The 22525-nt window shown below is 67.0% G+C and carries 25 protein-coding genes; 13 read left to right on the plus strand and 12 right to left on the minus strand.

Annotated elements, in window-relative coordinates; genetic code table 11:
* The first annotated feature begins 21 nt into the window (after positions 1–21).
* On the plus strand, positions 22–1188 hold the full coding sequence (locus tag ABIR17_RS12660; RefSeq protein WP_348004755.1) for an ABC transporter substrate-binding protein: 1167 nt from the start codon (positions 22–24) through the stop codon (positions 1186–1188).
* Between the two features lie 82 nt (positions 1189–1270).
* On the plus strand, positions 1271–2614 hold the full coding sequence (locus ABIR17_RS12665; protein WP_348004756.1) for an aspartate aminotransferase family protein: 1344 nt from the start codon (positions 1271–1273) through the stop codon (positions 2612–2614).
* Here ABIR17_RS12665 and ABIR17_RS12670 read toward each other — a convergent pair whose 3' ends face one another.
* Positions 2615–3136: a hypothetical protein gene (locus ABIR17_RS12670; protein WP_348004757.1), complete on the minus strand. Its 522-nt coding sequence runs from the start codon at positions 3134–3136 to the stop codon at positions 2615–2617. It lies immediately after the preceding gene.
* Positions 3114–3437: a helix-turn-helix transcriptional regulator gene (locus ABIR17_RS12675; RefSeq protein WP_348004758.1), complete on the minus strand. Its 324-nt coding sequence runs from the start codon at positions 3435–3437 to the stop codon at positions 3114–3116. Before ABIR17_RS12675 ends, ABIR17_RS12670 begins: the two co-directional genes overlap by 23 nt.
* A gap of 208 nt (positions 3438–3645) precedes the next feature.
* On the opposite strand from ABIR17_RS12675, the gene ABIR17_RS12680 reads away from it, so the two are divergent.
* From ABIR17_RS12680 to ABIR17_RS12705, 6 genes are all read left to right on the plus strand, one after another.
* Positions 3646–4194 (plus strand): DUF177 domain-containing protein, encoded by a 549-nt coding sequence (locus ABIR17_RS12680; protein ID WP_348004759.1) that lies wholly within the window; start codon positions 3646–3648, stop codon positions 4192–4194.
* 3 nt (positions 4195–4197) lie between these two features.
* Positions 4198–4401, plus strand: coding sequence for a 50S ribosomal protein L32 (rpmF, locus tag ABIR17_RS12685; RefSeq protein WP_191281622.1), 204 nt, complete (start codon positions 4198–4200; stop codon positions 4399–4401).
* A 94-nt stretch (positions 4402–4495) separates the two neighbouring features.
* On the plus strand, positions 4496–5134 hold the full coding sequence (gene rnc, locus ABIR17_RS12690; protein ID WP_348004760.1) for a ribonuclease III: 639 nt from the start codon (positions 4496–4498) through the stop codon (positions 5132–5134).
* Positions 5135–5138: 4 nt separating this feature from the next.
* The gene (gene mutM, locus ABIR17_RS12695) at positions 5139–6017 is read left to right on the plus strand and encodes a bifunctional DNA-formamidopyrimidine glycosylase/DNA-(apurinic or apyrimidinic site) lyase (protein ID WP_348004761.1); all 879 of its coding nucleotides are present in this window, start codon (positions 5139–5141) and stop codon (positions 6015–6017) included.
* 10 nt (positions 6018–6027) lie between these two features.
* Positions 6028–7170 (plus strand): hypothetical protein, encoded by a 1143-nt coding sequence (locus ABIR17_RS12700; protein WP_348004762.1) that lies wholly within the window; start codon positions 6028–6030, stop codon positions 7168–7170.
* Entirely contained in the window at positions 7167–8807 is a 1641-nt protein-coding gene (locus ABIR17_RS12705; protein WP_348004763.1) for a helix-turn-helix transcriptional regulator, read from the plus strand. The genes ABIR17_RS12700 and ABIR17_RS12705 overlap by 4 nt, the downstream gene beginning before the upstream one ends.
* A 2-nt stretch (positions 8808–8809) precedes the next feature.
* Here ABIR17_RS12705 and ABIR17_RS12710 read toward each other — a convergent pair whose 3' ends face one another.
* Both ABIR17_RS12710 and ABIR17_RS12715 read right to left on the minus strand, forming a co-directional pair.
* The gene (locus ABIR17_RS12710; protein ID WP_348004764.1) at positions 8810–8989 is read right to left on the minus strand and encodes a hypothetical protein; all 180 of its coding nucleotides are present in this window, start codon (positions 8987–8989) and stop codon (positions 8810–8812) included.
* A gap of 1 nt (position 8990) precedes the next feature.
* Entirely contained in the window at positions 8991–9305 is a 315-nt protein-coding gene (locus ABIR17_RS12715) for a winged helix-turn-helix domain-containing protein (RefSeq protein ID WP_348004765.1), read from the minus strand.
* A gap of 114 nt (positions 9306–9419) precedes the next feature.
* Here ABIR17_RS12715 and ABIR17_RS12720 point away from each other — a divergent pair, with 114 nt between their 5' ends.
* Positions 9420–9959 carry a hypothetical protein gene (locus ABIR17_RS12720; RefSeq protein ID WP_348004766.1) on the plus strand — a complete coding sequence of 180 codons (540 nt, stop codon included), beginning with the start codon at positions 9420–9422 and terminating at the stop codon, positions 9957–9959.
* 9 nt (positions 9960–9968) lie between these two features.
* On the opposite strand, the gene ABIR17_RS12725 is transcribed toward ABIR17_RS12720, so the two are convergent.
* Positions 9969–11033, minus strand: a complete 1065-nt coding sequence (locus ABIR17_RS12725; RefSeq protein ID WP_348004767.1) for a GNAT family N-acetyltransferase — start codon at positions 11031–11033, stop codon at positions 9969–9971.
* Between the two features lie 88 nt (positions 11034–11121).
* On the opposite strand from ABIR17_RS12725, the gene smc reads away from it, so the two are divergent.
* Positions 11122–14694 (plus strand): chromosome segregation protein SMC, encoded by a 3573-nt coding sequence (gene smc, locus ABIR17_RS12730; RefSeq protein ID WP_348004768.1) that lies wholly within the window; start codon positions 11122–11124, stop codon positions 14692–14694.
* The gene (locus ABIR17_RS12735; RefSeq protein WP_348004769.1) at positions 14694–15533 is read left to right on the plus strand and encodes a hypothetical protein; all 840 of its coding nucleotides are present in this window, start codon (positions 14694–14696) and stop codon (positions 15531–15533) included. The genes smc and ABIR17_RS12735 overlap by 1 nt, the downstream gene beginning before the upstream one ends.
* Before the next feature lie 28 nt (positions 15534–15561).
* Here ABIR17_RS12735 and ABIR17_RS12740 read toward each other — a convergent pair whose 3' ends face one another.
* Both ABIR17_RS12740 and ABIR17_RS12745 read right to left on the minus strand, forming a co-directional pair.
* The gene (locus tag ABIR17_RS12740; RefSeq protein WP_348004770.1) at positions 15562–16125 is read right to left on the minus strand and encodes a histidine phosphatase family protein; all 564 of its coding nucleotides are present in this window, start codon (positions 16123–16125) and stop codon (positions 15562–15564) included.
* Positions 16122–16748, minus strand: a complete 627-nt coding sequence (locus ABIR17_RS12745; RefSeq protein ID WP_348004771.1) for a hypothetical protein — start codon at positions 16746–16748, stop codon at positions 16122–16124. Before ABIR17_RS12745 ends, ABIR17_RS12740 begins: the two co-directional genes overlap by 4 nt.
* 14 nt (positions 16749–16762) lie before the next feature.
* On the opposite strand from ABIR17_RS12745, the gene ftsY reads away from it, so the two are divergent.
* A complete protein-coding gene (gene ftsY / locus ABIR17_RS12750) occupies positions 16763–17632 on the plus strand; it encodes a signal recognition particle-docking protein FtsY (protein ID WP_348004772.1) in 870 nt (289 codons plus the stop codon).
* A gap of 395 nt (positions 17633–18027) precedes the next feature.
* On the opposite strand, the gene ABIR17_RS12755 is transcribed toward ftsY, so the two are convergent.
* The gene (locus ABIR17_RS12755; RefSeq protein ID WP_348004773.1) at positions 18028–18186 is read right to left on the minus strand and encodes a hypothetical protein; all 159 of its coding nucleotides are present in this window, start codon (positions 18184–18186) and stop codon (positions 18028–18030) included.
* Between the two features lie 348 nt (positions 18187–18534).
* Positions 18535–19416, minus strand: a complete 882-nt coding sequence (locus tag ABIR17_RS12760; RefSeq protein WP_348004774.1) for a PHB depolymerase family esterase — start codon at positions 19414–19416, stop codon at positions 18535–18537.
* Positions 19417–19500: 84 nt separating this feature from the next.
* Between ABIR17_RS12760 and ABIR17_RS12765 the strand changes: the two genes are divergently transcribed.
* Positions 19501–19818, plus strand: coding sequence for a hypothetical protein (locus ABIR17_RS12765; RefSeq protein ID WP_348004775.1), 318 nt, complete (start codon positions 19501–19503; stop codon positions 19816–19818).
* Positions 19819–19835: 17 nt separating this feature from the next.
* Here the strand turns inward: ABIR17_RS12765 and ABIR17_RS12770 are convergent, their stop codons facing one another.
* Genes ABIR17_RS12770 through ABIR17_RS12780 form a run of 3 tightly spaced genes read right to left on the minus strand, consistent with a single transcriptional unit; the run spans position 19836 to position 22516 of the window.
* The gene (locus tag ABIR17_RS12770; protein WP_348004776.1) at positions 19836–20351 is read right to left on the minus strand and encodes a gamma carbonic anhydrase family protein; all 516 of its coding nucleotides are present in this window, start codon (positions 20349–20351) and stop codon (positions 19836–19838) included.
* 9 nt (positions 20352–20360) lie between these two features.
* The gene (locus ABIR17_RS12775; protein ID WP_348004777.1) at positions 20361–21668 is read right to left on the minus strand and encodes an AMP-binding protein; all 1308 of its coding nucleotides are present in this window, start codon (positions 21666–21668) and stop codon (positions 20361–20363) included.
* On the minus strand, positions 21665–22516 hold the full coding sequence (locus ABIR17_RS12780) for an SDR family NAD(P)-dependent oxidoreductase (RefSeq protein WP_348004778.1): 852 nt from the start codon (positions 22514–22516) through the stop codon (positions 21665–21667). The genes ABIR17_RS12775 and ABIR17_RS12780 overlap by 4 nt, the downstream gene beginning before the upstream one ends.
* Positions 22517–22525: the final 9 nt, after the last annotated feature.

Raw genomic sequence — 22525 nt, forward strand, 5'->3', positions numbered from 1 at the left:
CAACGACGAAAGGACACAGCAATGAGACACAGCATCAGGCGCCGGCTTCTCGCCGGTACCGCCGCTGCCGCGGCAGCCTTTGCCCTCGCCGCCTGCACAGCCCCGACACCCGCCGCGACGGATGCCAACTTCACGCCGATCACCGACATCAAGTTGCAGCTGCAGTGGCTGCCGCAGGCACAGTTCGCCGGGTATTACGTCGCTCTCGAGAAGGGCTACTTCCAGGACGAAGGGTTTGACAGCGTCGAACTCGTCCCATCGGGCGGCGACATCGTGCCGCAAGATGCGCTCCTCAACGGTGACGTCGACTTCGCGGTTGCGTGGGTGCCGAAAGTGCTCGGAACACTCGAATCCAGTGGCGCCGAGCTCACCGACATCGCCCAGGTGGTCCAGAAGTCGGGAACGCTGCAGGTCTCGTGGGCCGACAGCGGAATCACCTCCGTGTCGGACTTCGAGGGCAAGCGCATCGGCTCGTGGGGCTTCGGCAACGAGTGGGAGATCTTCGCGGCCATGGCCGACAAGGGTCTCGACTCGACCAAGGTCTCGATCACGACCCAGGACTTCAGCATGAACGCGCTCCTGGATCACGACGTCGACGCCGCACAGGCGATGACCTACAACGAGTACGCGCAGATCCTCGAGGTCGTGAACCCGGCAACGGGCAAGCTGTACCAGCCGTCGGACTTCAACGTCATCTCGTACGAGGACACCGCCGGCGCCATGCTCCAGGACGCAATCTGGGCCGACACGACCCGTCTCGCTGACCCGGCGTATGCCGACGCGGCAGTCCGATTCCTCAAGGCTGTTATCAAGGGGTGGATTTACGCCCGAGACAACCCCGAGGATGCAGCCAAGATCTCGTACGACGCAGCGATCGCGGCCGGTGACGGCGGGGCCTTCCCCGTCGGACCGACACATCAGCTCTGGCAGATGAACGAGGTCAACAAGTTGATCTGGACCGGCGGCAAGTTCGGTCTCATCGATTCGTCAGCATGGGATAAGACGGTCAAGGGTGCGCTCTCGGCCGTCAATCAGGATGGGCTCCCGCTCATCACGAAGGATCCCGCGGCGTCTGCGTACTCCAACGATTACATCCAGAAGGCGCTCGACGAACTGGCAGCCGAGGGTGTCGTCGTCGACGGCGCCTACACGCCGATCGATGTGACCCTCACCGAGGGCGGCAAGTAGCACCCTCAGAGATACCCGGTGCGGGGGCGGCTCGCCGCCCCCGCACCACCCAACGCACCACGCTCCACATGAAAGGCCACCGATGTCCGACCTCCATTCCGACCTCGATCCCGCCGACGGCACACGCGCTTACGACCTCGACCGCGCGCACGTCTTCCACTCCTGGTCGGCGCAGGGTTCGCTCCATCCCTTCGTCGTGGCCGGAGCGCACGGCTGCGAGGTGTGGGACTACGACGGCAAGCACTACCTCGACTTCTCGAGCCAGCTCGTCAACATGAACATCGGCCACACGCATCCGAAAGTTGTCGCCGCGATTCAGGAGCAGGCGGCGCTGCTGCCGATGATCGCCCCCGCGCACGCCAACCTCGCCCGCGGAGAGGCGGCATCCCGAATTCTGGCCAAAGCCGGCAGCGCCTTCGGCAAGGTCTTCTTCACCAATGGCGGTGCGGATGCCAACGAGAACGCCATTCGCATGGCACGGCTCACGACCGGTCGCGACAAGGTGCTCAGCCAGTACCGCAGCTACCACGGCAACACCGGCGCGGCCGTCGTCGCGACCGGCGACTGGCGCCGGGTGCCGAACGAGTACTCCCGGGGGCACGTGCACTTCTTCGGACCGTTCCTTTACCGTTCCGAGTTCTGGGCGTCAACTCCGGAAGAGGAGTGCGCGCGCGCCCTGCACCACCTCGAGCGGGTCATCGTTTCCGAAGGGGCGTCGTCGATCGCCGCCATCCTGCTCGAAGGCGTTCCCGGAACAGCCGGGGTGCTCATCCCGCCGCCCGGCTACCTCGCGGGCGTTCGCGCGCTGTGCGACAGGCACGGCATCCTGCTGATTCTGGATGAAGTGATGTCAGGCTTCGGTCGCACCGGAACGTGGTTCTCGTGGCAGCATCCCGACATCAATCAGGATGACGTCACCCCCGACCTGATCACCTTCGCGAAGGGCGTCAACTCGGGCTACGTGCCCGCTGGCGGCGTGATCATCTCGGAGTCGATCGCGAGCGCCTTCGACGACCAGGTTTTCCCCGGCGGCCTCACCTACTCCGGACATCCGCTCGCCATGGCCGCCATCGTCGCCACGATCGATGCGATGGAGGAGGAGGGAATCGTTGAACACGCCGCGATGATCGGTCGGGATGTTCTCGGCCCCGGCCTGCTCGCCCTCGCCGCGAAGCATCCCCTGATCGGCGAAGTCCGGGGGACAGGCGTCTTCTGGGCGCTCGACCTGGTCACCGATCGCGAGACGCGGGAACCCGTGCCCAGCTCGACCATCGGGGAGCTGAAGGGCGAACTCATGGCGCGGGGGCTGCTGCCGTTCCTGAGCGACAACCGCCTGCACGTCGTGCCCCCCTGCATCGTGACGGTGGAGGAGTGTGTGCGCGCCCTCGCGATCTACGACGAGGCGTTCACCGCAGTGGAAAACTAGCTAGGCGCGGTTGCGCGGATTGCGTGAGGCGAGAATTTCGCGCAGGGTCGGCAGCACGCGCTGATCCTTGGGGCGGTTGGCGGCCTGCTTCGAGCGGATGATGTCGGCGAGGGACGCCACCCGCAACTCGACGCCGTACAACGGGTCGGTCGTCGCGTCGCGAGTTAGGTCGTCGAAGCCAGTCGTGCCATTCGGGACGAACGAGATGTCCAGATCGCCGTGGTCGGTGACGAGATTCCAGACGCCGGCATCCGCAAGAGAGGCCCCGGTGTGCGAAAACGGGAGCCCGTCAGGTTCGGACGAGGTACGAATCCGCGCGTTGATCTCGGTGAGAGCGGCCGAGAGCAGTTCGAGATTCGCGATGCTGCGTTCAGGGGTGATGTCGACGTCCTCGGTCGGGAACGGCGACCCCCAGTGGATGGCAGCGAGCCCGCCGATCAGCACAAAACGGACTCCGTGACGACTCAGGGTTTCGAAGATCGCCCCGAAGTCGGGTTCGTCATGCGGCATTTCTGGTTCCACGGATCGCACGATATTGCGCCGTGACGCGATCATGGCGCGCAAGTCGCTCGGCTGTGGACAACCGAAGCGTGCGCTGCGCCTGAATCCAGTCGGAGTCGTCGCGCTCGACGAGCATCAGGTCGAGGTCCATCCCCATCAGGCGCAGCAACCGGATGACCTCGTCGAACGCGGGGGAGGTGCGGCCGGACTCAAGCCGTGCGATCGCCGACTGCGTGGTGCCCGCCGCCTCCGCGAGTCGACTCTGCGTCCAGCCGACCCGTCGACGTGCCTCGCGGACGAGATCGTTGCCCATGCCCTTCATGGGGTAAGCATAGCAGGAATGCTATATCGCATCCATGCTATGTCGCCCTGTCCCACCTCCCTCAGCGGCTCACAAGATTCAGGCTGGGATGACGAAATCGACCCGTTTTCGACCGATTAGGACGATTCATCCTGAATTTCGTACCGGCAAGGCACCCATACGGCAGCCACACGGCACCCAACCGCCGTCCCACGTAGAATCCCTGATCGTGTCCGTTTCCCCGTACCTCGTGAATGTCCGCGACCTCGTGCACCGTCCCGGTGACATGCGGGAGCGCACCCTCGACTTTCCCGCACCCGAGCAGCTCGGCGAGGGTGCCGCCGTCGTGCGGGCGGGGGAGAACATCCACATCGACCTGCGGTTCGAGGGCCTTCACGAAGGCATCCTGGTGTCCGCCGAGGTCGACACAGTCGCCTATGGCGAGTGCGTTCGCTGTCTCGACCCGGTCACGATCCAGGTCGAAGTCGAATTCCAAGAGGTTTTCGCCTATTCTGTGACCGAAGCTTTCGACTTCGTGGTTCGAGACGATCAGCTGGATCTCGAACCCGTAGTCAGGGATGCGGTGGTGCTTTCACTGCCGTTCCAGCCGGTCTGTCGTCCGGACTGTTCAGGCCTCGACCCGGTCACCGGGGAGAGGCTTCCGGACGGGTTCGAGCAGGAGATCGTGGAGGCGCACGACCCACGTTGGGCCGCGCTCAAAGACCTTCAGGTCACTACCGACAGCACGACTGACACAGACAACAACGAGAAGAGATAGATCATGGCCGTTCCCAAGCGCAAGCAGTCGCGCTCGAACACGCACTCCCGCCGCTCGCAGTGGAAGGCGACCCCGGTGCAGCTCGTGAAGACGATCGAGAACGGCAAGGTCACCTACAGCCTCCCGCACCGCGCGAAGGTCGTCGAAGACTCGGCCGGCACCCCCCTGTACCTGGAGTACAAGGGCCGCAAGGTCGCGGACGTCTAAGACGTCTCCTCGTCGCACCACCGGGGGCTCTGCCTCGGAGAGCGTCGCGCCCGCGGACGGACTCGCTGAAGTTCTCGGGATCACGATCGATCCCGTGCTCCTTGAACTCGCACTGACTCACCGGTCGTTTGCGTACGAGAACGGCGGACTTGCTCATAACGAGCGCCTGGAATTTCTGGGTGACTCGATTCTTGGGCAGGCCGTAACGGTCATGCTCTACCGCGAGAACCCGAACCTCGACGAGGGTGAACTCGCGAAGCGTCGCGCGAGTCTGGTGTCGTCGGTGGCTCTCGCCGAAATCGCCGTGATCATCGGCCTGGGTCGACACATTCGGCTGGGCCGCGGTGAAGAGCTGACCGGAGGGCGCGAGAAGTCGTCGATTCTGGCCGACGCCCTCGAGGCGGTCATCGGTGCCTGCTACCTCTCGGAGGGTGGGGATGCCGCGACGGCCCTCGTGTTGCGCCTGATTCAGCCGTTGCTCGATGACCCCGAACGCTTCGGTGTCGCGATGGATCCCAAGACCAGCCTGCAAGAGCTCTCGACCCGCCTCGGCAAAGGGCTTCCGCAGTACCTGGTGACGGACTCCGGCCCCGACCACTCGAAGCGGTTCCACGCGGTGGTGGCGTTCGCTGGCGACATCATCTCGTCGGGGGATGGCTCGAGTAAGAAGCAGGCCGAGATGGCGGCAGCGCTCGCCGCCTGGGCAGTTCTCAAGGTCAAGCGCGAGAACTGACGGCATGCCCGAGCTTCCCGAAGTCGAAGTTGTGCGGCACGGGCTCGAACCCGCCGTGACCGGCGCTCGGGTCACCCGCGTCGAGGTCCTCGACTCCCGTTCCCTGCGCCGGCACGAGGGCCCCGCCGAAGATTTCGTCGACCGCCTGACGGGCACAACCCTCGGCATCCCGCTGCGACGAGGGAAGTTTCTCTGGGTGCCCCTCGCCGGGGGCGCCGACCACGCCTTGGTCGTGCATCTCGGGATGAGCGGTCAGGTGCTGCTGCGCGACCCCAGCGCCCCGCGCGACCGACTCACCCGCATCGTGCTGGATGTCGTTCACCCTGAGAACGGCCCGGTGCGAGTCGACTTCGTCGATCAACGCATCTTCGGATCGATGGCGCTCGACACCCTGGTGCCGACGCGGGACCGACCGGATGACCTCATCCCGAGTCAGGTCGTGCACATCGCTCGTGACCCCGTCGACCCGCTGTTCGACGACGCCGCGTTTCTGGCGAAACTGGCGCGCAAGGACACCACGATCAAGCGCGCACTTCTCGACCAGTCGCTGATCTCGGGCATCGGCAACATCTACGCCGACGAAGCACTCTGGGCGGCGCGCATCCACTACGACCAGCCGACCCGCACACTGACCCGTCCGCGTGCGAAGGCGCTGCTCGCCGAAGTGCGTCTCGTGCTCGGGCGGGCGCTCGCCGAAGGTGGCACTTCGTTCTCGAGTACCTACGTCAACGTCAACGGCGCGTCGGGGTACTTCTCCCAGTCGCTGAACGCGTACGGCCAGCAGGGCAAGCCGTGCCCGCGCTGCGGTCGGCCGATCGTGCGCGAAGACTTCATGAACCGCGGCTCGCACTTCTGTCCGCGGTGTCAGAAAATCAGAGGATGACAGGGGCGCGATGACGGTGGCGCGGCGGTGGGGGACGCTGACGACGGCGGCCCTGGTCGTCGCGCTCGCGGGCTGCGCGGGAGCCTCGACGCCCTTCGTCTCGACGCCCGTTGTTGAGCCGCAGTCCTGGACGCAGCTCGCGTTGCCCGACGGATTCACGGCATCCACTCTTCTCCTGCTCAACGGTCAACTCGTCGTCGGAGGTTCAGAAGCCGGAGGGCCGGACGGCGACGGACAGCCCGCGTTCTTTGCAACCGGCGGATCGGGCTCGACCGCGTTCACGCCGGTGCCGGTCGCTCCGGAGAGTTTTTACGGCGCCCGAACCCTGTGGTTCTCGGTGATCTCCGACGGTTCGCAGATTTTCGCCCTGGGTGGCAAGACCGGGGGTGGGCACGGTAACCCCCGGTGGACAACCTGGGCGGGTGACCTCGCAGGTGTGGTCGAGGATCCAGCTCCGGGAATCGAGGTGTTCGGCGGCTGGGGCGCGGGCGGCCTGGCGGGGATGGCGGTCGTCAACGGGCAACCGGTGATCGTCGGAGGGCACGCCAGTTCTCAGCCCGGGCTCGACATCGCGGTGTGGCTGCACCAGGGCGACGACTGGGTGCGGCAATCATCCGACGCTACGGCGCTGGCGGCGACTGGCGACGTCCTCCCTTTTCCGACTGCCGTCGCGGTCGAGGAGTCTGAGCTGGTGATCGCAGGGTTCGCCCAACACCTCGGCGGGGGCAAAGTGTGGGATGCCGCCGCCATCTGGGTGGGCGGCCAGGCCGGGCCCTGGTCCCGCATCGACCTTCCTGGCGACGCGGCCGCAAGCTCGGCACAAGCCGTCTCTTGCGACGGTGAACGGTGCATCGTCACGGGTGAAGCCGACGGTGCGCTGGTCGCATGGACGTTCGCCAACGGGACGGTCGCCTCGATTCCCATCCCGGTGCTCGAAACCACCGACCGGGATGTGCTGGCTTCCGTGACCTGGGGAGGGCGAACGACCCTCGTCGCACCCGGCGGGGTCGCGACCTCGACCGACCTTAACACCTGGTCGCTTCACGCCGGACCCTCCGGCACCCCGATCGCCGCCACGTCGTCGGGATCGATCCTGTACGTGCTCACGAGCGATGCCGACGGATCGGTGCGGTTGTGGTCGGCGGCCGGATGAGGCGCGCCGACGTACTCACTTCGGCCCTCGACCGGATCTTGGATGCCGACCCTGTGGGCGCCGGCGTGCTCGTCGCGTCCGAACGTGCCGCAACGGGCGACCTCTGGTTCGCGGCGCTGGAGTCGTACGCCGCCTTCATGGCGGGCGACTTCGCGCGCGCCGCCCGACTCGCCGATCACGCGATTGCTTCGGGTGACCCTGAGGTGCGGCTGCTCGGCCTGGCCGCGCGGGGGCTCGCGTCGGCGGGCTGGTGGCCGGGTGCTGCCGCGGGTTGGACGGATACCGCTCCCGTTGTGACGCCCACCGGTGACCCGCTGAGCGAAGTGCGCGACGGGCTGGCGGCGCTCGGGAGTACGGGCACGATCGAGATCGCGTTCCTGCACTATGTGGCAGCCGAAGGTGCCATCGCCTGCGGTCGCCTGCTCCTCGCCGAGGACTTCGTCGGGGCGGCGGGGCCGGTTGCAGCATCCGGCTCCCTGCGTTTCATCGAGACCATCCTGCGCGTGCGCCTGCTCGCCTTCCGCGGCGAGGTCACCGGTGCCGCCCAGCTCTTGACCTCGATCGATCGCGGCAAGCTCTCGCCGCTCGCCAGCCTTCTCCTCGACGCGACGGGATCCCTGGTCGCGGGCAACGCCGCGCAACGTTCCGCGACCCGCACCCTCGCCGCCCGATGGGATGCCAGCGCCATCCCGCCGACGGACCATCTCTCCCGCGGCTGCCGAGTGCTCGTCGCCTTCGGACTGATCGCGATTGGCGAGCTCGAACGTTCTGCGCGCATGATCCTGACCGCCGGTGAGGATTCCGATCTCCGCGCCCTCACCATCGTCGACCGGGGTCTCGGCCTGGAGTTGCTCGTCGCTCTGGCCGCGGCATCCATGGATCGGGATGCCGCAGAAGCTTGGCAAGAGGTCGCCTCGCCACTGCGGGGGCATCCGATTTCGGGGTCCGCGATCGCCCGACTCGACAGCCGGGTTGCGCTGATGGCGGGCCGCCCGGCCGACGCCGTCGCCTTGGGGCAACTCGCGATCGACCTCGCCGTCGCCGAAGGACGTGCCGTTGAGGCGGCCGAGGGCGAGATCGTGACCAACCGTGCGCGCCTCGAGCTCGCCGCCTCCGGCATTGCGATCGCGCGGCTCGAGGCAGTTGTCGCCGAGGCCGATCGGTCGGGGTTCAAGGCCGTGCGAGTCTCGGCCGCACGGGAGTTGCGGTCCCGCGGTCGACGCCTACGCCCGCTCGCCGGCGCGGGATGGGCGGCACTCTCGCCTCGCGAGCAGAATGTCGCGCTGTTGGTGGCACGCGGTGATTCCAACGCGACAATCGGGCGAACGCTGCGAATCTCCGATCACACCGTGCGTGTGCACGTGTCTCGGGTACTCGCGGCGTTCGGAGCCGCATCCCGTGTTGCCATCGGAGCCGCGCTCGCCGAGCAGGTGCCGCCGAACGGCATCCGCGCCGCGCTCACCGAGCGGCAGAGCGCTGTCGCGATTCGGGTCGCGGGCGGACTCGGCAACTCGGCGATCGCCGACGACCTCGGGATTAGCGTCAAGACAGTCGAGAAGCACCTGGCCGACATCCGCGCCCGCTGGGGCGTTTCGTCACGAGCCGAACTTGCTCGGGTGGCTCGCGCGACGGCCTAGGGCTACGGGATGTCGTTGAGAGTCTTCTCGACGGTCGCGAGTCGCGCGTCGATCGCGTCGAGCCGTGCGATGACCGCGTCGGGGTTTCCCCTGCGGTGCCGGGACACGACCGCGGTGATGGCGACGGCCGCCCAGGCGATGACGCCCAGGATCGGAATGAAGGCGTACCAGGGCCAGTCCATGTCAGTTCTCTCTTTCTTTGGTGGGGGTTTCTTGCTGAACCGCGGCCACGATCGTGGCGAGGTCGATCTCGATCGCGAACGGCACGATCTCGAAGAGCTTGAGCGCCTTGCCGTCGTCGCTGAGGTCGAATCGGCCGCTCACGAAGCCGGCTTCCTCGAGTCGTTGCAGGTGCATGTAGAGCAGGGCGCGCGACATCCCGACGCGTCGTGCGAGCTCGCTGACGTGCGTCGTTTCGGCCGCGACGGCGGCGATGATGCGCATCCGTTGCGGACTGGCGATCGCCGTGAGACGTGAACTCAGCTGCTCTGCGTCCATCGCTACACCTCCTCTTGCACGAAGTATTGCACATGTCAGAGAAAACTTACAGGTGAGGCGGAATAAGCGCTTTCCCTACTGTCCTTCACCCGTCAAAAACCGGGACGATGGAGCATGCAGCTCCGTACTCGTCTCGCCGCGCCCGCGCTTCTTGCCCTTCTCGTACTGGCCGGATGTACTCCGGGGGCGGCGAACCCCGGCTCAGGCCCGGGCACGTCGGGTGCTGCACCGGGCGCGGGCTCAAGCGCACTCAACTGCTCCGGTGCGAAGACTGACGGGTATGACCTCTTCGTCGACCCGGCGATCACCATCGACCCGCAGAACAGCGTCTACTCGCTCGCCGCGGGCGATTCGATCGGCTTCACCTACTCGAAGCACGATGACGGCCGGTACCCGCAGTATGACTGGACCTCGTCCTACATCCAGCCGTCCGACGGTTCGGTGTTCGACAACGACGCGTCGTTCTTCTTCGACGCCGCGGATGGCAAGTTCCAGCTCGACGGTCCCCAGGCACCCTCGGGGATCGATGGCGGACCGTACGCGGGCTTCATCACGATCGGGGTCACGCAGGACGAGGCTTCGAACGGCGACGCCTACGACGCAGCGCGCATCGTGCTGGCCCGCATCTGCGTGGTCTTCGCAACGTCGCAGTAGCGCTCGCTGTCACAGCACCTTCTGCCAGGCGCCTTCGGAGGCGATGGGCACGAAGCCGAGCGCCTCGTTGGTGTCGAGCATCGGCCGATTCTCTTCGGCGTTGAAAGTGATCACGCTCGGGTGCCCCGGAGACGCTTCCTCGAGGTACGCCAGGTTCGCGAGCTTCAGCAGCATCCCGAGCCCGTGTCCGCGGTATTCGCGCAGGACGAGGGTCATGTACTGCTGAACGGCCCGCGAGGTCTGCGGCGGGAGGGAGAGCACGCTCTTGCCGACGAGGTGGCCGGATGGGAGGTGCTCAACCACGACGGTCATCCGGCGTCGCGGACTGGTGCGTTCGGTGCGCAGCTCCTCAGTCACCAGGCGCTCGGCAGTCCAGACGTCTTCGGGTTCATCGAGTCCGGCGGTCGGAGCGTCGATGCTCATCCGAGTGTTGATGAACGCCGCGTCGTCAATGAAGCGTTCGGGAGTGCGACCGATCCAGCGGTGCACGCGGTAGTCCGGGCCGCTGCGCTCCTCGGCGGCCGCCAGTCGGTCCGCGAGTCCGTCGACAGGCAGCGCGAGCCTGCTTACCCGCTCGACCTGCTCGAGCTTGAACCCGCGGGCCAGCGCGAACCGGGTGTCGCCGTGTTCGCGCGGCACCGAGCCGAACCCGGTCGGCGAGGGGAGGCGGTCGCCGTCCTGGCCGACGCTCGCGACGTAGGAGATCGCGTTGCGGCGCCCCGCCTCACGCGCGACGCCCTCGACGGCGTCGGCGAGTGCGGTGCCGATCCCGCGGCGACGAAAGTCGGGGAGCACCAGGCAGGTCACCCAGGCGGTCGCGTCGTCGTCGCGCAGCCAGTCGACTGTCGCACTTCCGACGACGACGCCGTCGACTCGTGCGAGCCACATTCGCCGGGGCTGGTGAGGGTTGTGAAAGTCCGAGAGCTCCTCGTCCGGCGCGTAGGCGAGGTCGGGCGTGCCGAAGGACAGCGCCTCGACCGCGTTGCCGACTTCGATCGCACGCACGAAATCCGCGCCCTCGGGGCTGTCAACGGATGCGGGCAGGGGCAGTTCTTCGATGGTCAGGTTGCTCACGGCGTCTCCTCGGTCCGCCGCCCGAGGGCAGCCGACCAGACTACACAGCTCCGGTACCGTAAGGGGAGTCATCCCGGATGGAGCCTGTGTGTATCTGAAGAGCCTGACCCTCAAGGGGTTCAAGTCCTTCGCGACGCCCACGACGTTCGCGTTCGAACCTGGCGTCACGTGCGTCGTCGGTCCTAATGGGTCGGGCAAATCGAACGTTGTCGACGCGCTGGCCTGGGTGATGGGCGAGCAGGGTGCCAAGACCCTCCGTGGCGGCAAGATGGAAGACGTCATCTTCGCCGGCACCACCACCCGAGGTCCACTGGGTCGGGCCGAGGTTCTGCTCACGATTGACAACGCTGACGGCGCCCTGCCGATCGAGTACAGCGAGGTCACGATCTCGCGCACCCTGTTCCGCAACGGGGGCAGCGAGTACGCGATCAACGGCGATCAGTGCCGCCTTCTTGACGTTCAAGAGCTGCTCTCCGACTCCGGCCTCGGCCGCGAGATGCACGTCATCGTTGGCCAGGGCCAGCTCGACGCCGTGCTGCACGCGACCCCCGAAGATCGCCGCGGGTTCATCGAAGAAGCGGCCGGCATCCTCAAGCACCGCCGTCGCAAAGAGAAGACTCTGCGCAAACTCGACGCGATGCAGGCGAACCTGACCCGTCTGTCCGATCTGGCGGGCGAGATCCGGCGGCAGTTGAAGCCGCTCGGACAGCAGGCCGAGATCGCGCGTGAGGCCGTCACGATCCAAGCCGCGGTTCGGGATGCGCGCGCCCGCCTGCTCGCCGACGAGGTCGTCGGGCTCCGGGCCGCGATCGACGACCTCAGCCGCGGCGAAGGCGAACGCAAGACCGAGCGCCTCATGCTGCAGGAGCAGGTGGATCAGGCCCGCCTGCGCCAAGCCCGCCTTGAGCAGGCGATGGGCGGCGACGCCGTCGACGGGGCGCGTCGCGTCGCGTTCGGTCTTGAGCAGGTGCAAGACCGGATGCGGTCGCTCTACACTCTCGCGAACCAGAAGCTCTCGCTGCTCAGCCAACAAGCCGAACTCCCGGGGATGTCGTCAACGATCTCGCAGCGCATGGTCGACGACGCGCGGGAAGAGATCGGGCGGCTTGGCCTCGGCGTCACGACCGCCGAAGAGACCCTCGGGAGCGCGAGCGCCGCGACAGCGACAGCGCGCGGCTCGTTGGATTCGCTCGACGAAGAGATCAGCGCCCAGAGTGCCTTGGTTTCGGCCCACGACCTCGAGCAGGGGCGCCTCGCCGGCGTGGTCACCGCGGCCGAAGCGAGAGTCGTCGCGACGCGCGCCGAACTCGACCGGCAGAAGGCGGCGCTCGCGCAGGCCGAAACCCGCCGCGAATCGGCACGTGACGAACTGCTCGCCCTCGAAGGCGACGCCGACGCTGTCACCGAAGACGACACCCTGGCCGCAGCCGTCACGGCAGGTGAGGCGGCCGTCGAGGCGCTGCGTGCAGAGGTCGAGGCGCTGCGCGAGCAACTGCACGCCTCCGAACGTGAGCGCGACTCGCTCGCGGCCCGCACCGGTGCCCTCTCACTCGCCCTCGACCAGCGCGACGGGTCGGGCACCATTGTCGGAGCCCGCGGCATCCGGGGTCTGCTCGCCGAACACATCCAGGTGCGGCCCGGATACGAAGCCGCCATCGCTGCCGCGCTCGGGTCCCTCTCGGATGCCGTGCTAGCTGACTCTCGGGATGCCGCGCTCGCCGCCCTCGACCAGGTTCGCACCGCCGAAGCCGGTCGCGTCGAAATCGTGATCGCCGACGCCGTCGCCACCCCCCTCCCCACCGGGTTGCCCGCTGGAGCCACCTCTGCGGCCGAGCTGGTGACAGCGCCGTCGGGAGTTCTCGGGCTGCTCGCATCGGTCGTCGTCGTGGCGGACCTCGCGGCGGCCCGGTCGGCGTGGGCCGCCGTCGCGAAGATCGGCGGGCTGACGATGATCACCCGCGACGGCGATGTGCTGACCGAGCACGTGGTGCGCGGCGGCGGAGGATCGGCGCACAGCACCATCGAACTCGCGGCGGAGCGGGACGCCGCCCAGGTGCAACTCACTCAGGTCACCACGGCACTCGAGCGGCACCGATTTGCGCTGGCCGAGAAACGCGAAGCCGTCGATGTTGCGCAGATCGATGCGGCTCAGGCAGTCGCGGCGCAGAAGGCGTTCGACACCCGGCTGGCCGAACGCAGCGAGGCGCTGGGTCGCTCGCGGGTCGCACTCGAAGCCGCCCAGGGCGAGGGTGAGCGCTTCACCGAGTCGCTGCGCGTTCTCGCGACGACGGTTGAGGAGGCCGAGAACGTTCTCGATCGCGCCCGTTCGGACCGCGATGCACACGCGGCGAACCCGCGTCCCATCCTCGATATTTCTGCCCGTGATGCGGTGCTCGCTGAACTGGAGATAGCCCGTTCCGCTGAGGTGCAGGCTCGCATCGAGCTCGAGACCGCTCGGGAGCGGGTGCGCGCTCAGCGTGCGACCGCTGACTCGCTGAAAGTTCAACTCGAGGCTGAACGAGCTGCAGCCGAGGAGTCAGCCAGGATCGCTGTGCTGCGCCAACATCAGGTTGCCGCAGCCCGGCGGGTGCTCGCGGCCCTGCCCGCCGCGCTCGACGTCGCTGACCGTTCGGTCTCCCAGGCCCGCGTCGCGCTGACTGCCGCAGAAGCCGACCGCAGCAAGCAGAACGCCGAGCTCGGCGAACTGCGCCGCAACGAGAGCGGCTTGCGCGAGCGGTTGTCCACACTCAACGAGAACGTGCACGGTCTCGAGATGCAGGCCTACGAGAAGAAACTGCACCTCTCGACACTGCTCGAGCGCGCGGCCGAAGATCTGTCCCTCGATGAAGAGGTTCTCGTCGCCGAGTACGGCCCCGATGTTCCGGTTCCTTTCCCAATTCAGGAAAGTGTGGGGCTGGAGTCCGGTAGTGAGGCCGTGGAGCCTCAGGATGAGACATCCATCCCAGATCTTCCTGAAAACGGAAAGCAGGGCAGGCCGTTCGTCCGCGCGGAACAGGAGTTGCGTCTAGCTGAGGCCGAACGCAAACTCGGTCACCTCGGGCGGGTCAACCCGCTCGCCCTCGAGGAGTTCGAGGCCCTTGAGCAGCGTCACCGCTTCCTGACTGAGCAACTCGCCGACCTCAGCGCCACCCGAAAAGACCTGTTGACGATCATCGACGAGATCGACGAGAAGATGCAGGACATCTTCGCCTCCGCTTTCGAAGACACGAAGGCCGCATTCCACCAGGTGTTCCCGGTGCTGTTCCCCGGCGGAACCGGCAGCATCCATCTCACCGACCCGGACGACCTGCTCACCACCGGCATTGAGGTCACGGTGAAGCCTGCCGGCAAGAAGATCGAACGCCTCTCGCTGCTCTCCGGTGGCGAACGGTCGCTCGCCGCCGTCGCCCTGCTGATTGCGATCTTCAAGGCACGGCCGAGCCCGTTCTACATTCTGGATGAGGTCGAAGCAGCGCTCGATGACGCCAACCTCGGGCGCCTGCTCACGGTTCTTGAAGACCTCCGGTCGCACTCGCAGTTGATCGTCATCACCCACCAGAAGCGCACGATGGAAATCGCCGACGCCCTCTACGGGGTCTCGATGCGGCAAGACGGCGTGAGCGCGGTTGTCGGTCAGCGCATCGCGGAACGCGCGAACTGATGAGCATGGCCGCACCCGGTGCGTCGAAACCCGGTCCCTTCGGCTACGACTTTTCGTCATTCGATGAACCCATGTCGCGGGCAGAGTCGGCTCGCCGTCGCCGAGAGATCCTCCAGGGCCGGTCAATCTTCAGCGCGATGGAGAGCGAACACCAGGCAGCGCTCATGTTGATGGTCGTCCCGTGGTTCCTCGTCGGCGTCGTCGTGTTCAGTGTCTGGAGTACGGCGCTGAGTTCGCTTACCGCCTATGCGGCGGGCTACTACCGTTTCACCGGCAGCGAGCTCGTGCTCACGATCGTGCTCGCGATCGTGGTCACGGTCGTCGGAGTGGCTGGCTGCGTGTTCCTCACCCGGCTCTGCATCATCCCGCCACGCTGGCGTGACTGGGTGCGTATCTACCGATTCGCCGAATTGAACGGGATGCGGTTCATTCGCGTGCAACCCGGAGTGGAACTCCCACCCGCCTTGGTCAAACCTCGATCGGGGGCGACGAGGATCTTCGACACCCTCGTTGATGAGCGGATCGGTCTCACGGTCGGTAACTGGGTGCGGCCGACGTCGACGGGACGGGGGATCGCGGACTGGCGGAGTTTCATCCTGGTGCGCACGACGTGCGCCGATGTGGACTATCGGGATCCGATGGCACTCGGAATTGTCGCTTCGGCCGAGACTGCGCTCGACGACCCGCGTCTCGCCGATTTTGAGATCCAAGTGGGTGCCGGTCAGCTCTCCGCGGTGAAGGGGCTTCCGCCCGTGCGGATGCGATCAGCCGCCACCATCCGACGCATGTTGGAGTACGCCGAAGCGCTTCGCACGGCGGCGGACCTCGCGCGGCCCTAGCGGCATCGACCCGTTCGCAGGCGTCCGGTCACGAATCGACGGGGTGTCCGTTCACGGTGAGCACATCCCAGTCGCCGTCGCCTTCCGAGCGCGCCACCGAGATCGCGCCGTTCGCGATCGACTCGAACGCTCGCCCGGCGATCTTCTCCAGGGTGTAGCGGATCAACGTGCCGTGGCTCACGATGATCAGGTCGCCGCGGGGAAAGTCGTCGGCGATCTGCTCGAGCGCGCGCACCCCGCGCGTTTTCACGGACGAGAGCGGTTCTGCTCCCGGGTAGTCGCGAGAGGGATGAGCGGCGATCGCGTCATCCGCCGGCGTCCCCTCCAGTGGTCCGTAGTCCCGCTCGACGAGGTCCTCGTAGGACGGCCCCAACTCGATTCCGAGTCCGTCGGCGATGATGCGCGCACTCTCGCGCGCGCGGGCCAGGGGAGAGCTGACGACCGCCGACCAGGAACCGGCGGAGGCCAGCATCCCGATCAGCTCCTCAGCTTGCGCACGCCCGACGTCGTTGAGCGGGATGTCGCTCGACCCCTGCAGGAGTCCTTGGGCGTTCCAGTCGGTCTGGCCGTGCCGGATGAATGCGACGATCACCGGGTGAAGAGGGGAATGATGCTGACGGCGCCGATGGTGCCGAACACCAGGAGTGCAGCCAGAGCGGTCAACAGGAGGAATGCACCACGGTGCGATTCCCACCAATAGAAGACTCCAGGAAACCGGCTGTCGAACTGCTTCACGGTTAGCCGTTCTTGCAGGTGTTCGATCGGGACTCCCCTCGTCACCAAGTCGTTGATGAGCAACTCCATCTGAGGTCGCTGGAAGGTGAAGTCGGTCAGCCGAGCGAGGTGCCGGTCAAGCTTGCCGACGATGAACAGGTGGGCGGGGCTCCGAGTTCCGTAGTCGATGGCGTCGACAGCGATGATCTTGTCGATGTCGGCGACCGAGAACTGGTGGGTCAGCAGGGCGAACTGCTGACGGTATGAGCCGTCGCGAAAAACGAAACGGCTGCGAACGGCGAACGCGATCGCGTACGCCGAACCGACGATCCCCGTCGCGAACAGGCAGTACGCGATGGGTCGCACCTGGTGCAGCGAGCTCGAGAGCAAGAGCTGCAGCGCGCCCAGCGCAAGGATGAGAAACATCGAGACCAGGAGTGGCACACGCGCACGGTTCGTGAGACGAAACTCCGTGGTGGGCGCGGTCTGATCGTGTGACATGGGACCATGGTGCCATGGCGGCGACGTGGTCTCTCGGCTCAGCGCTGCGCGGCATGTTCACCCGCGCCACGATCGATGACGAAACGTGGGAAAGCCTTGAGGATGCGCTCATCCAGGCTGACTTCGGTACCGACCTGACCGACGCAATCATCGATGAGTTGCGCGGCAAGGTCGCGAAGTACCGCACCACCGACCCGGCCGACCTGCAGCGGATGCTGCGCGAGACCATCGAGGAACGGCTCTCGCGACTCGACTCGACCCTCACGCTGTCGAACCGTCCGGCGGTGGTGCTCGTCGTCGGAGTCAACGGCGTCGGCAAGACGACCACGATCGGCAAGTTCGCGAAGTTCCTCACCAACTACGGCCGTTCAGTCGTCGTTGGAGCGGCCGACACCTTCCGCGCGGCGGCCGTCGAGCAACTGGCGACCTGGGCCGAACGCGGGGGCGCGTCGATCGTGCGGCCCGACGCTCATGGTCAGGACCCGGCATCCGTCGCGTTCCAGACCGTCGAGAAGGCGAAACGCGACGGCATCGAGATCGTGCTGATCGACACCGCGGGCCGACTCCAGACCAAGAGCGGCCTGATGGATGAGCTGGCCAAAGTACGCCGGGTGATCGAGAAACTCGAACCCATCGCCGAAGTGTTGCTGGTGCTCGATGCGACCACCGGCCAGAACGGGCTCGCGCAGGCCGAGGCGTTCATCGAACACGCCGGGGTGACCGGACTCGTGTTGACGAAACTCGACGGTTCGGCCAAGGGCGGGTTCGTGCTCGCCGTTCAAGAGAAGACCGGCATCCCCATCAAACTGGTGGGCCAGGGGGAGGGTATCGGCGACCTGACCGGCTTCACAGCGCACGTCTTCGCCCAACAACTCGTCGGCTGACTTTCCGCCTGCTACTGTCGCAGCATCCTGGCTCCCACCCGACGCCAGAGAACCGATCTTCAGGGAGATCAGGTCATGCCTCTCAGGTCAGCACTTCGAGCCATTCCGGCCGTCGTGGCCTTCGCGGGAATGGTGGTCGTCATTGCCGCGGTGTCCACCGGGAGCGCGGCACCCACCGGCCCACAGAATCCATCAGCTGTGGCCCCGGCACCGGCCGGCGGGTTGACGGTCGGCTTCTCAGCACCCACCGATTCGCCGACACCGGGGGTCGCAGGTGATGGCGGGTCGTCGACTCCCGTGGGGGAGTCCGGTACCGGCACCGAAACCGGACACGGGGAAGGTCCCCGATCGTCGCCCGGACTTAACATTCAGTGGCGCGTCCCAGAGACGTCGAGTCAGGTCGCCGCCGGCATCAATGCGTACCGCACGTCCCACGGCTTGCCCGCCTTCCTATTGGAAGAGCCGTTGCCGAACGGCGGGTGCGTGTGGGGACCGGGCGGAATGATCCCCCCGAACAAGATTCCGACCTCGGAGTCGTTTGCGAACGGGATCATCAGACTGATGAACGGGACGGTCATGTACAACGGTCCTGGTGGCACCGCAACCGTCGCAGTGATCGTCGCTGATTCGTTCATCGATGAGAACGGGGTCGCGCACCCCGGTCAGACTGCGGGCGTCTTCACTAAGTACTGCGCACCATGGAATGGCCCGGCTCCCGGCGATTCAGGCACCGGCCCATCGGCGCCGCCGTACCCCACAGTGCCGCCGTACCCCACAGTGCCGCCGGAAACCTCTCCATCGGGTCCCTCCCCGGAGCCGTCGTCTCCGGCCGACCCTCCACCGGCCGACCCTTCACCCGCCGACCCGGGGCCGAGCGACTCACCGACCCCGTAGCGCGCGTCCTACGCCGCCTCGAAGAACGCCCAGATCGTGGTCGTCGCGTCGAGGGCGGTCGACGGGGTGTCGGCACCGTCGCGGGCGCTCGATCCCGGCCATTGGTGACCGGCACCGGCGATCGTGATCAGTTCGACCGTCCGGCCGTCGGGACAGGCGCTGATCGACGTCGTGACGGGGTCGGCCGACGTGATGACCGGGTCGCCGCATCCATCGACTCCGCGCCACAGGTCGATGACATCCTGCACCGGCATCCCGTCAACGGTCGCGACACCGCCGCCGGGCTCGCCATCCATCCGCACACTGCCGTCGTCGAGCCCATGAATCTCGAGAATGGATGTCGGGGCCGGGTGATCGCAGGTCGTCACGATTGTGCCGGCGACCGGAGCGATCGCGGCGAACAGTGTCGTGTCGCAGGCAAGCCGGTACGACATCAGGGCGCCGTTCGACATCCCGGTCGCGAAGGTGCGAGACGGGTCGATGGCGAATTCATGCTGAAGGTCGCCAACTAAAGCGGTGATGAAGGCGACGTCGGCGACATCCTCCCGGGCGCCACGGCCACAGCAGTCGCCCGCATTCCACGATCGACCTTCGCCGTCGGGGTACGCGACCACGAACCCGTCGGAGTCGGCGAGGGAATCCCAGCCGTAGGCGTCTTCGGCCTGTTTCGCCGACCCGAAACCGCCGTGCATCATCACGACGAGTGCGGGGTCACGGCTGAGCGACGCGGGAATGTGGACGCGGTACTCGCGGTCACTACCCTCAACCGAAATCGTGCGCACCTCGGTGCGATCGGGCTGGCCGGTGGGAGCGTGATTTGACCCGCAGGCGGCCAAAGCGAGAGTCGTGGCGAGTACGGCAAGGAGGGCGAGCGATCGGCGAGGTCTCATGGGTTCGAGTCTTGTGTGCTCGTTCAGCCGTGTCGTCGTCCCCCGGGCCGTAAGCGGTTACTCCGTCGGGAGTACGGTGTGGTCATGAACGACACCGACGTCTATGTCAGCCCGACCCGCGTCCCGGCGGGGATCGCCCTGTTGCTCACCGTGGTGGGGGCCGCAGCCATGGCCATCGGATTCTTCCTCGGCGTCCCGGCGGCGCTCGACGGCAGCGGTTCGGGTGCGGGGATCTTTCTCTGGATCTTCGCGGGCGGCGCGGGACTGGTACTCGTCGGCTTGGCGATCAGCATCATTTGCCTGGCACGCGGCCTTGCGCGAGGGATCGCGGGTCTCGCGCTCGTCATCGCGCTGGCCGTAATCGTGACGGTCGTAGTCATCCGCATCACCGCGATGGCATAACTCGGCGAACGCGACTGCTACTCCGCGGCGCGGTAGACCTTCGACCGCGGTACGTACCGTGCGGCGTTGCCGTGCAGTGCGGCGACTTCTTCGTCGCTGAGTTGCCGACGCACCTTGCCGGGCACTCCAGCTACAAGTGATCGCGGTGGCACGATCGTGCCTTCGAGCACGACTGCTCCCGCCGCGACGAGGGACTGCGCACCGATCACGGCGCCGTTCAGCACAGTGGCGTTCATCCCGATCAGGCAGCCGTCTTCGACGACGCAGCCGTGCACGATCGCGCCGTGGCCGATGCTCACGTCGGATCCGATGATCGTCGGGGACCCGGACTCGGTATGAATCACCGCGTTGTCTTGCAGGTTGCTGCGAGCGCCGAGCACGATCTCGTCGATGTCACCGCGTAGCACCGCCCCGAACCACACACTGGCGTCGGCGTCGATTCGGACCTTGCCGATTACTGACGCGTTCGGGGCGACCCACGCTTCGGAAGAGATCTCGGGGTGGTGGCCGTCGAAGGGCAGGATCACCGGCATGCGCCCAGGCTAGTCGGCTGCGATCGGGCCGAACTCGAGACGCCTTGGATGCTCGGCGCGGCTCAGTTGGGCAGCGAAGGCATCGCGCAGAGCAGTCTCGAGTGCGGGATCGGCGTCAACTCGCGCGTGGAGGACCGCACCCAGCAGGTCGTCGGGCACAACCCGCACCTCGGCGCACGCCACTCCAGGATGTTCGCTGAGCAGGCGGCGCAGACGTGCGGGGTCGACGAGTTCGCCGCCGGAATCGACGAGCGAGCCGACCCGCCCTGTCGCGTGGAGGCGACCGCCCCGCACATCGACACGATCCCCGGTAGCGATCCAGCGCGACGCTCCCAGTGGGGTGCGTACCTCGAGGGATCCGTCGGGCGCCGTCCGCAGGCGAACGCCGGCGACGAGGCGGCCATCGATCGCGAAGGTGCCGGTCTGGGTTGACCCGAAACCATCGTGCACGACTGCTCCGCCGGCCTCCAAGCGCGTGCGCAACTCGGCCGGCAGGGGGGCCGAACCTGACACGATCACCCGTGCGGTTCGGATGCCGTCGGCGTCGACCAGCCGCGCAAGTTGAGCCGGAACGCCGCTGATCGATACGGGGTGATGGCGTTCAACAAGTGCGACCTGCTCGTTGACGCTCAACCCCGCCGCAAGGATCACCGGGATGCCGTGCAACATCGCACCCAGAAGCGTGCTCAGGCCGTGGCCGTGATCCGGCGGTGCCAGCAGCAGGAGTGGGCCGTGGGGAAGCCCGACCCGCCGGTCGGCGTCGGCAAGTTGGGCGAGCGCACGCACGGGCATCCGTCCGCGGGCAGTCGCGACCGGCGTGCCGGTGGTTCCGGTGGTCAGTAAGAGCAGACGACCCGATCGTCCGGACGTCGAACGGAGGTTCCTACTCCCCACCGACCGTGCGGTTCCGCGGCGAGGTTCGAGCACTTGAGCGAGGCCGAGGGCCGCAAGGTCGGCGGGCGCGAGACGGGGACCGAGGGGAACGACATCCCCTCCCGCGTCAATCGCGGCAGCGAGGGTCACGACAAAGCCAATTCCGCCGTCACTTCGCACCCCCACCCGTGCGCCGCGCACGCGCGCGAGGGCCACCGTGAGCGACCGCACCTCGTCGTCGAGCTGCCCCGCCGTGACGGTCTCGTCACCCCGAAGCAGCGCCACGGCATCCCGATTCCGCCGCGCCGCGAGACTGATCACGCCGGGAAGCCCGCGCCGGGCGGCGTTCCGAGCGGCGAGCGGATGCCGAAGGGCTCCCGAGCGAATCCCCAGCTGAACGAGTGCGACCAGTCCGGCACCCGGCACCGCACGCAGGGCACTCACCGGTCGCCCCGGTCAATCATCCGGTCCCACCCGCCGACCACTGGGTCGAGGAGCCTCGGTTCCACGGCGAGCAGCACGCTGGCCAGTCGCGACCACCAGGGCGAGATCAGCAGCGGTCGATCGACGATCGCGCGGGCGACGAGTTTTGCGGCGTCGACGGGCCGCAGTGCCGGCACCCGGCTGTAGGCAGCGGTGGGGGCACTCATCGCGGTGTGCACGAGAGGCAGCCGAATCGTCGTCATCGCAACTCCCGAGGAGCGCACTTCGAGGGCAACCGCTCGGAGCCACGCATCCATCGCCGATTTCGAAGCCCCATAGAGCGACCACCCGGGTGCCGGAATATCGACGCTCGTTGACGCGACCGATACGACGTGGCCGCGACCGGCATCCACCATCGCCGGAATCAGCAGCCGCAGCAGCGCGACCGGTCCCGTGTAGTTGGTTCCGATCGTGCGTGCAACGTCGCGAGGGCGGTCGGCGGAGGCGAGCAAGGTTCGACGTAGCGAGAAGCCGGCATTAGAGACCACCACCTCCGGTGCGCCCCACCGTTCAAGAATCGTCCGGCCGGCACCTTCGGCGGCCTCGGTGTCGCCGACGTCGACAGCCAGGCAGTCGGCGTCGCCGCCCCGTCGTCGAATGCCGTGCGCGACAGTTTCGAGAGCCTCGGATCTGCGGGCGAGCAGCACGATTCGCGCACCGGCCAGGGCGAGTCGCCCCGCGGTCTCGGCACCCACGCCGCGCGAGGCGCCGGTCACGACAACGAGCCGACCGGCGACGCGTGCCCGCAGGGCGGCCGACGATGGGGCGGCCGGACGCAACCCCAGCATCCAGGGCAGCGAGTCGACCATGCGCCCAGG

Origin of the sequence: Pseudolysinimonas sp. (genome assembly GCF_039912695.1) — a bacterium.
In the GTDB taxonomy this organism is placed as follows: domain Bacteria; phylum Actinomycetota; class Actinomycetes; order Actinomycetales; family Microbacteriaceae; genus Pseudolysinimonas_A.

What these genes read in the sequence shown, in the direction of transcription:
- ABIR17_RS12660 (WP_348004755.1), top strand. Translation starts at nt 22, where the DNA reads ATGAGACACAGCATCAGGCGCCGGCTTCTCGCCGGTACCGCCGCTGCC.
- ABIR17_RS12665 (WP_348004756.1), top strand. Translation starts at nt 1,271, where the DNA reads ATGTCCGACCTCCATTCCGACCTCGATCCCGCCGACGGCACACGCGCT.
- ABIR17_RS12675 (WP_348004758.1), bottom strand. Translation starts at nt 3,437, where the DNA reads ATGAAGGGCATGGGCAACGATCTCGTCCGCGAGGCACGTCGACGGGTC.
- rpmF (WP_191281622.1), top strand. Translation starts at nt 4,198, where the DNA reads ATGGCCGTTCCCAAGCGCAAGCAGTCGCGCTCGAACACGCACTCCCGC.
- mutM (WP_348004761.1), top strand. Translation starts at nt 5,139, where the DNA reads ATGCCCGAGCTTCCCGAAGTCGAAGTTGTGCGGCACGGGCTCGAACCC.
- ABIR17_RS12700 (WP_348004762.1), top strand. Translation starts at nt 6,028, where the DNA reads ATGACGGTGGCGCGGCGGTGGGGGACGCTGACGACGGCGGCCCTGGTC.
- ABIR17_RS12705 (WP_348004763.1), top strand. Translation starts at nt 7,167, where the DNA reads ATGAGGCGCGCCGACGTACTCACTTCGGCCCTCGACCGGATCTTGGAT.
- ABIR17_RS12710 (WP_348004764.1), bottom strand. Translation starts at nt 8,989, where the DNA reads ATGGACTGGCCCTGGTACGCCTTCATTCCGATCCTGGGCGTCATCGCC.
- ABIR17_RS12715 (WP_348004765.1), bottom strand. Translation starts at nt 9,305, where the DNA reads ATGGACGCAGAGCAGCTGAGTTCACGTCTCACGGCGATCGCCAGTCCG.
- ABIR17_RS12720 (WP_348004766.1), top strand. Translation starts at nt 9,420, where the DNA reads ATGCAGCTCCGTACTCGTCTCGCCGCGCCCGCGCTTCTTGCCCTTCTC.
- ABIR17_RS12735 (WP_348004769.1), top strand. Translation starts at nt 14,694, where the DNA reads ATGAGCATGGCCGCACCCGGTGCGTCGAAACCCGGTCCCTTCGGCTAC.
- ABIR17_RS12745 (WP_348004771.1), bottom strand. Translation starts at nt 16,748, where the DNA reads ATGTCACACGATCAGACCGCGCCCACCACGGAGTTTCGTCTCACGAAC.
- ftsY (WP_348004772.1), top strand. Translation starts at nt 16,763, where the DNA reads ATGGCGGCGACGTGGTCTCTCGGCTCAGCGCTGCGCGGCATGTTCACC.
- ABIR17_RS12755 (WP_348004773.1), bottom strand. Translation starts at nt 18,186, where the DNA reads ATGATCCCGTTCGCAAACGACTCCGAGGTCGGAATCTTGTTCGGGGGG.
- ABIR17_RS12760 (WP_348004774.1), bottom strand. Translation starts at nt 19,416, where the DNA reads ATGAGACCTCGCCGATCGCTCGCCCTCCTTGCCGTACTCGCCACGACT.
- ABIR17_RS12765 (WP_348004775.1), top strand. Translation starts at nt 19,501, where the DNA reads ATGAACGACACCGACGTCTATGTCAGCCCGACCCGCGTCCCGGCGGGG.
- ABIR17_RS12770 (WP_348004776.1), bottom strand. Translation starts at nt 20,351, where the DNA reads ATGCCGGTGATCCTGCCCTTCGACGGCCACCACCCCGAGATCTCTTCC.
- ABIR17_RS12780 (WP_348004778.1), bottom strand. Translation starts at nt 22,516, where the DNA reads ATGGTCGACTCGCTGCCCTGGATGCTGGGGTTGCGTCCGGCCGCCCCA.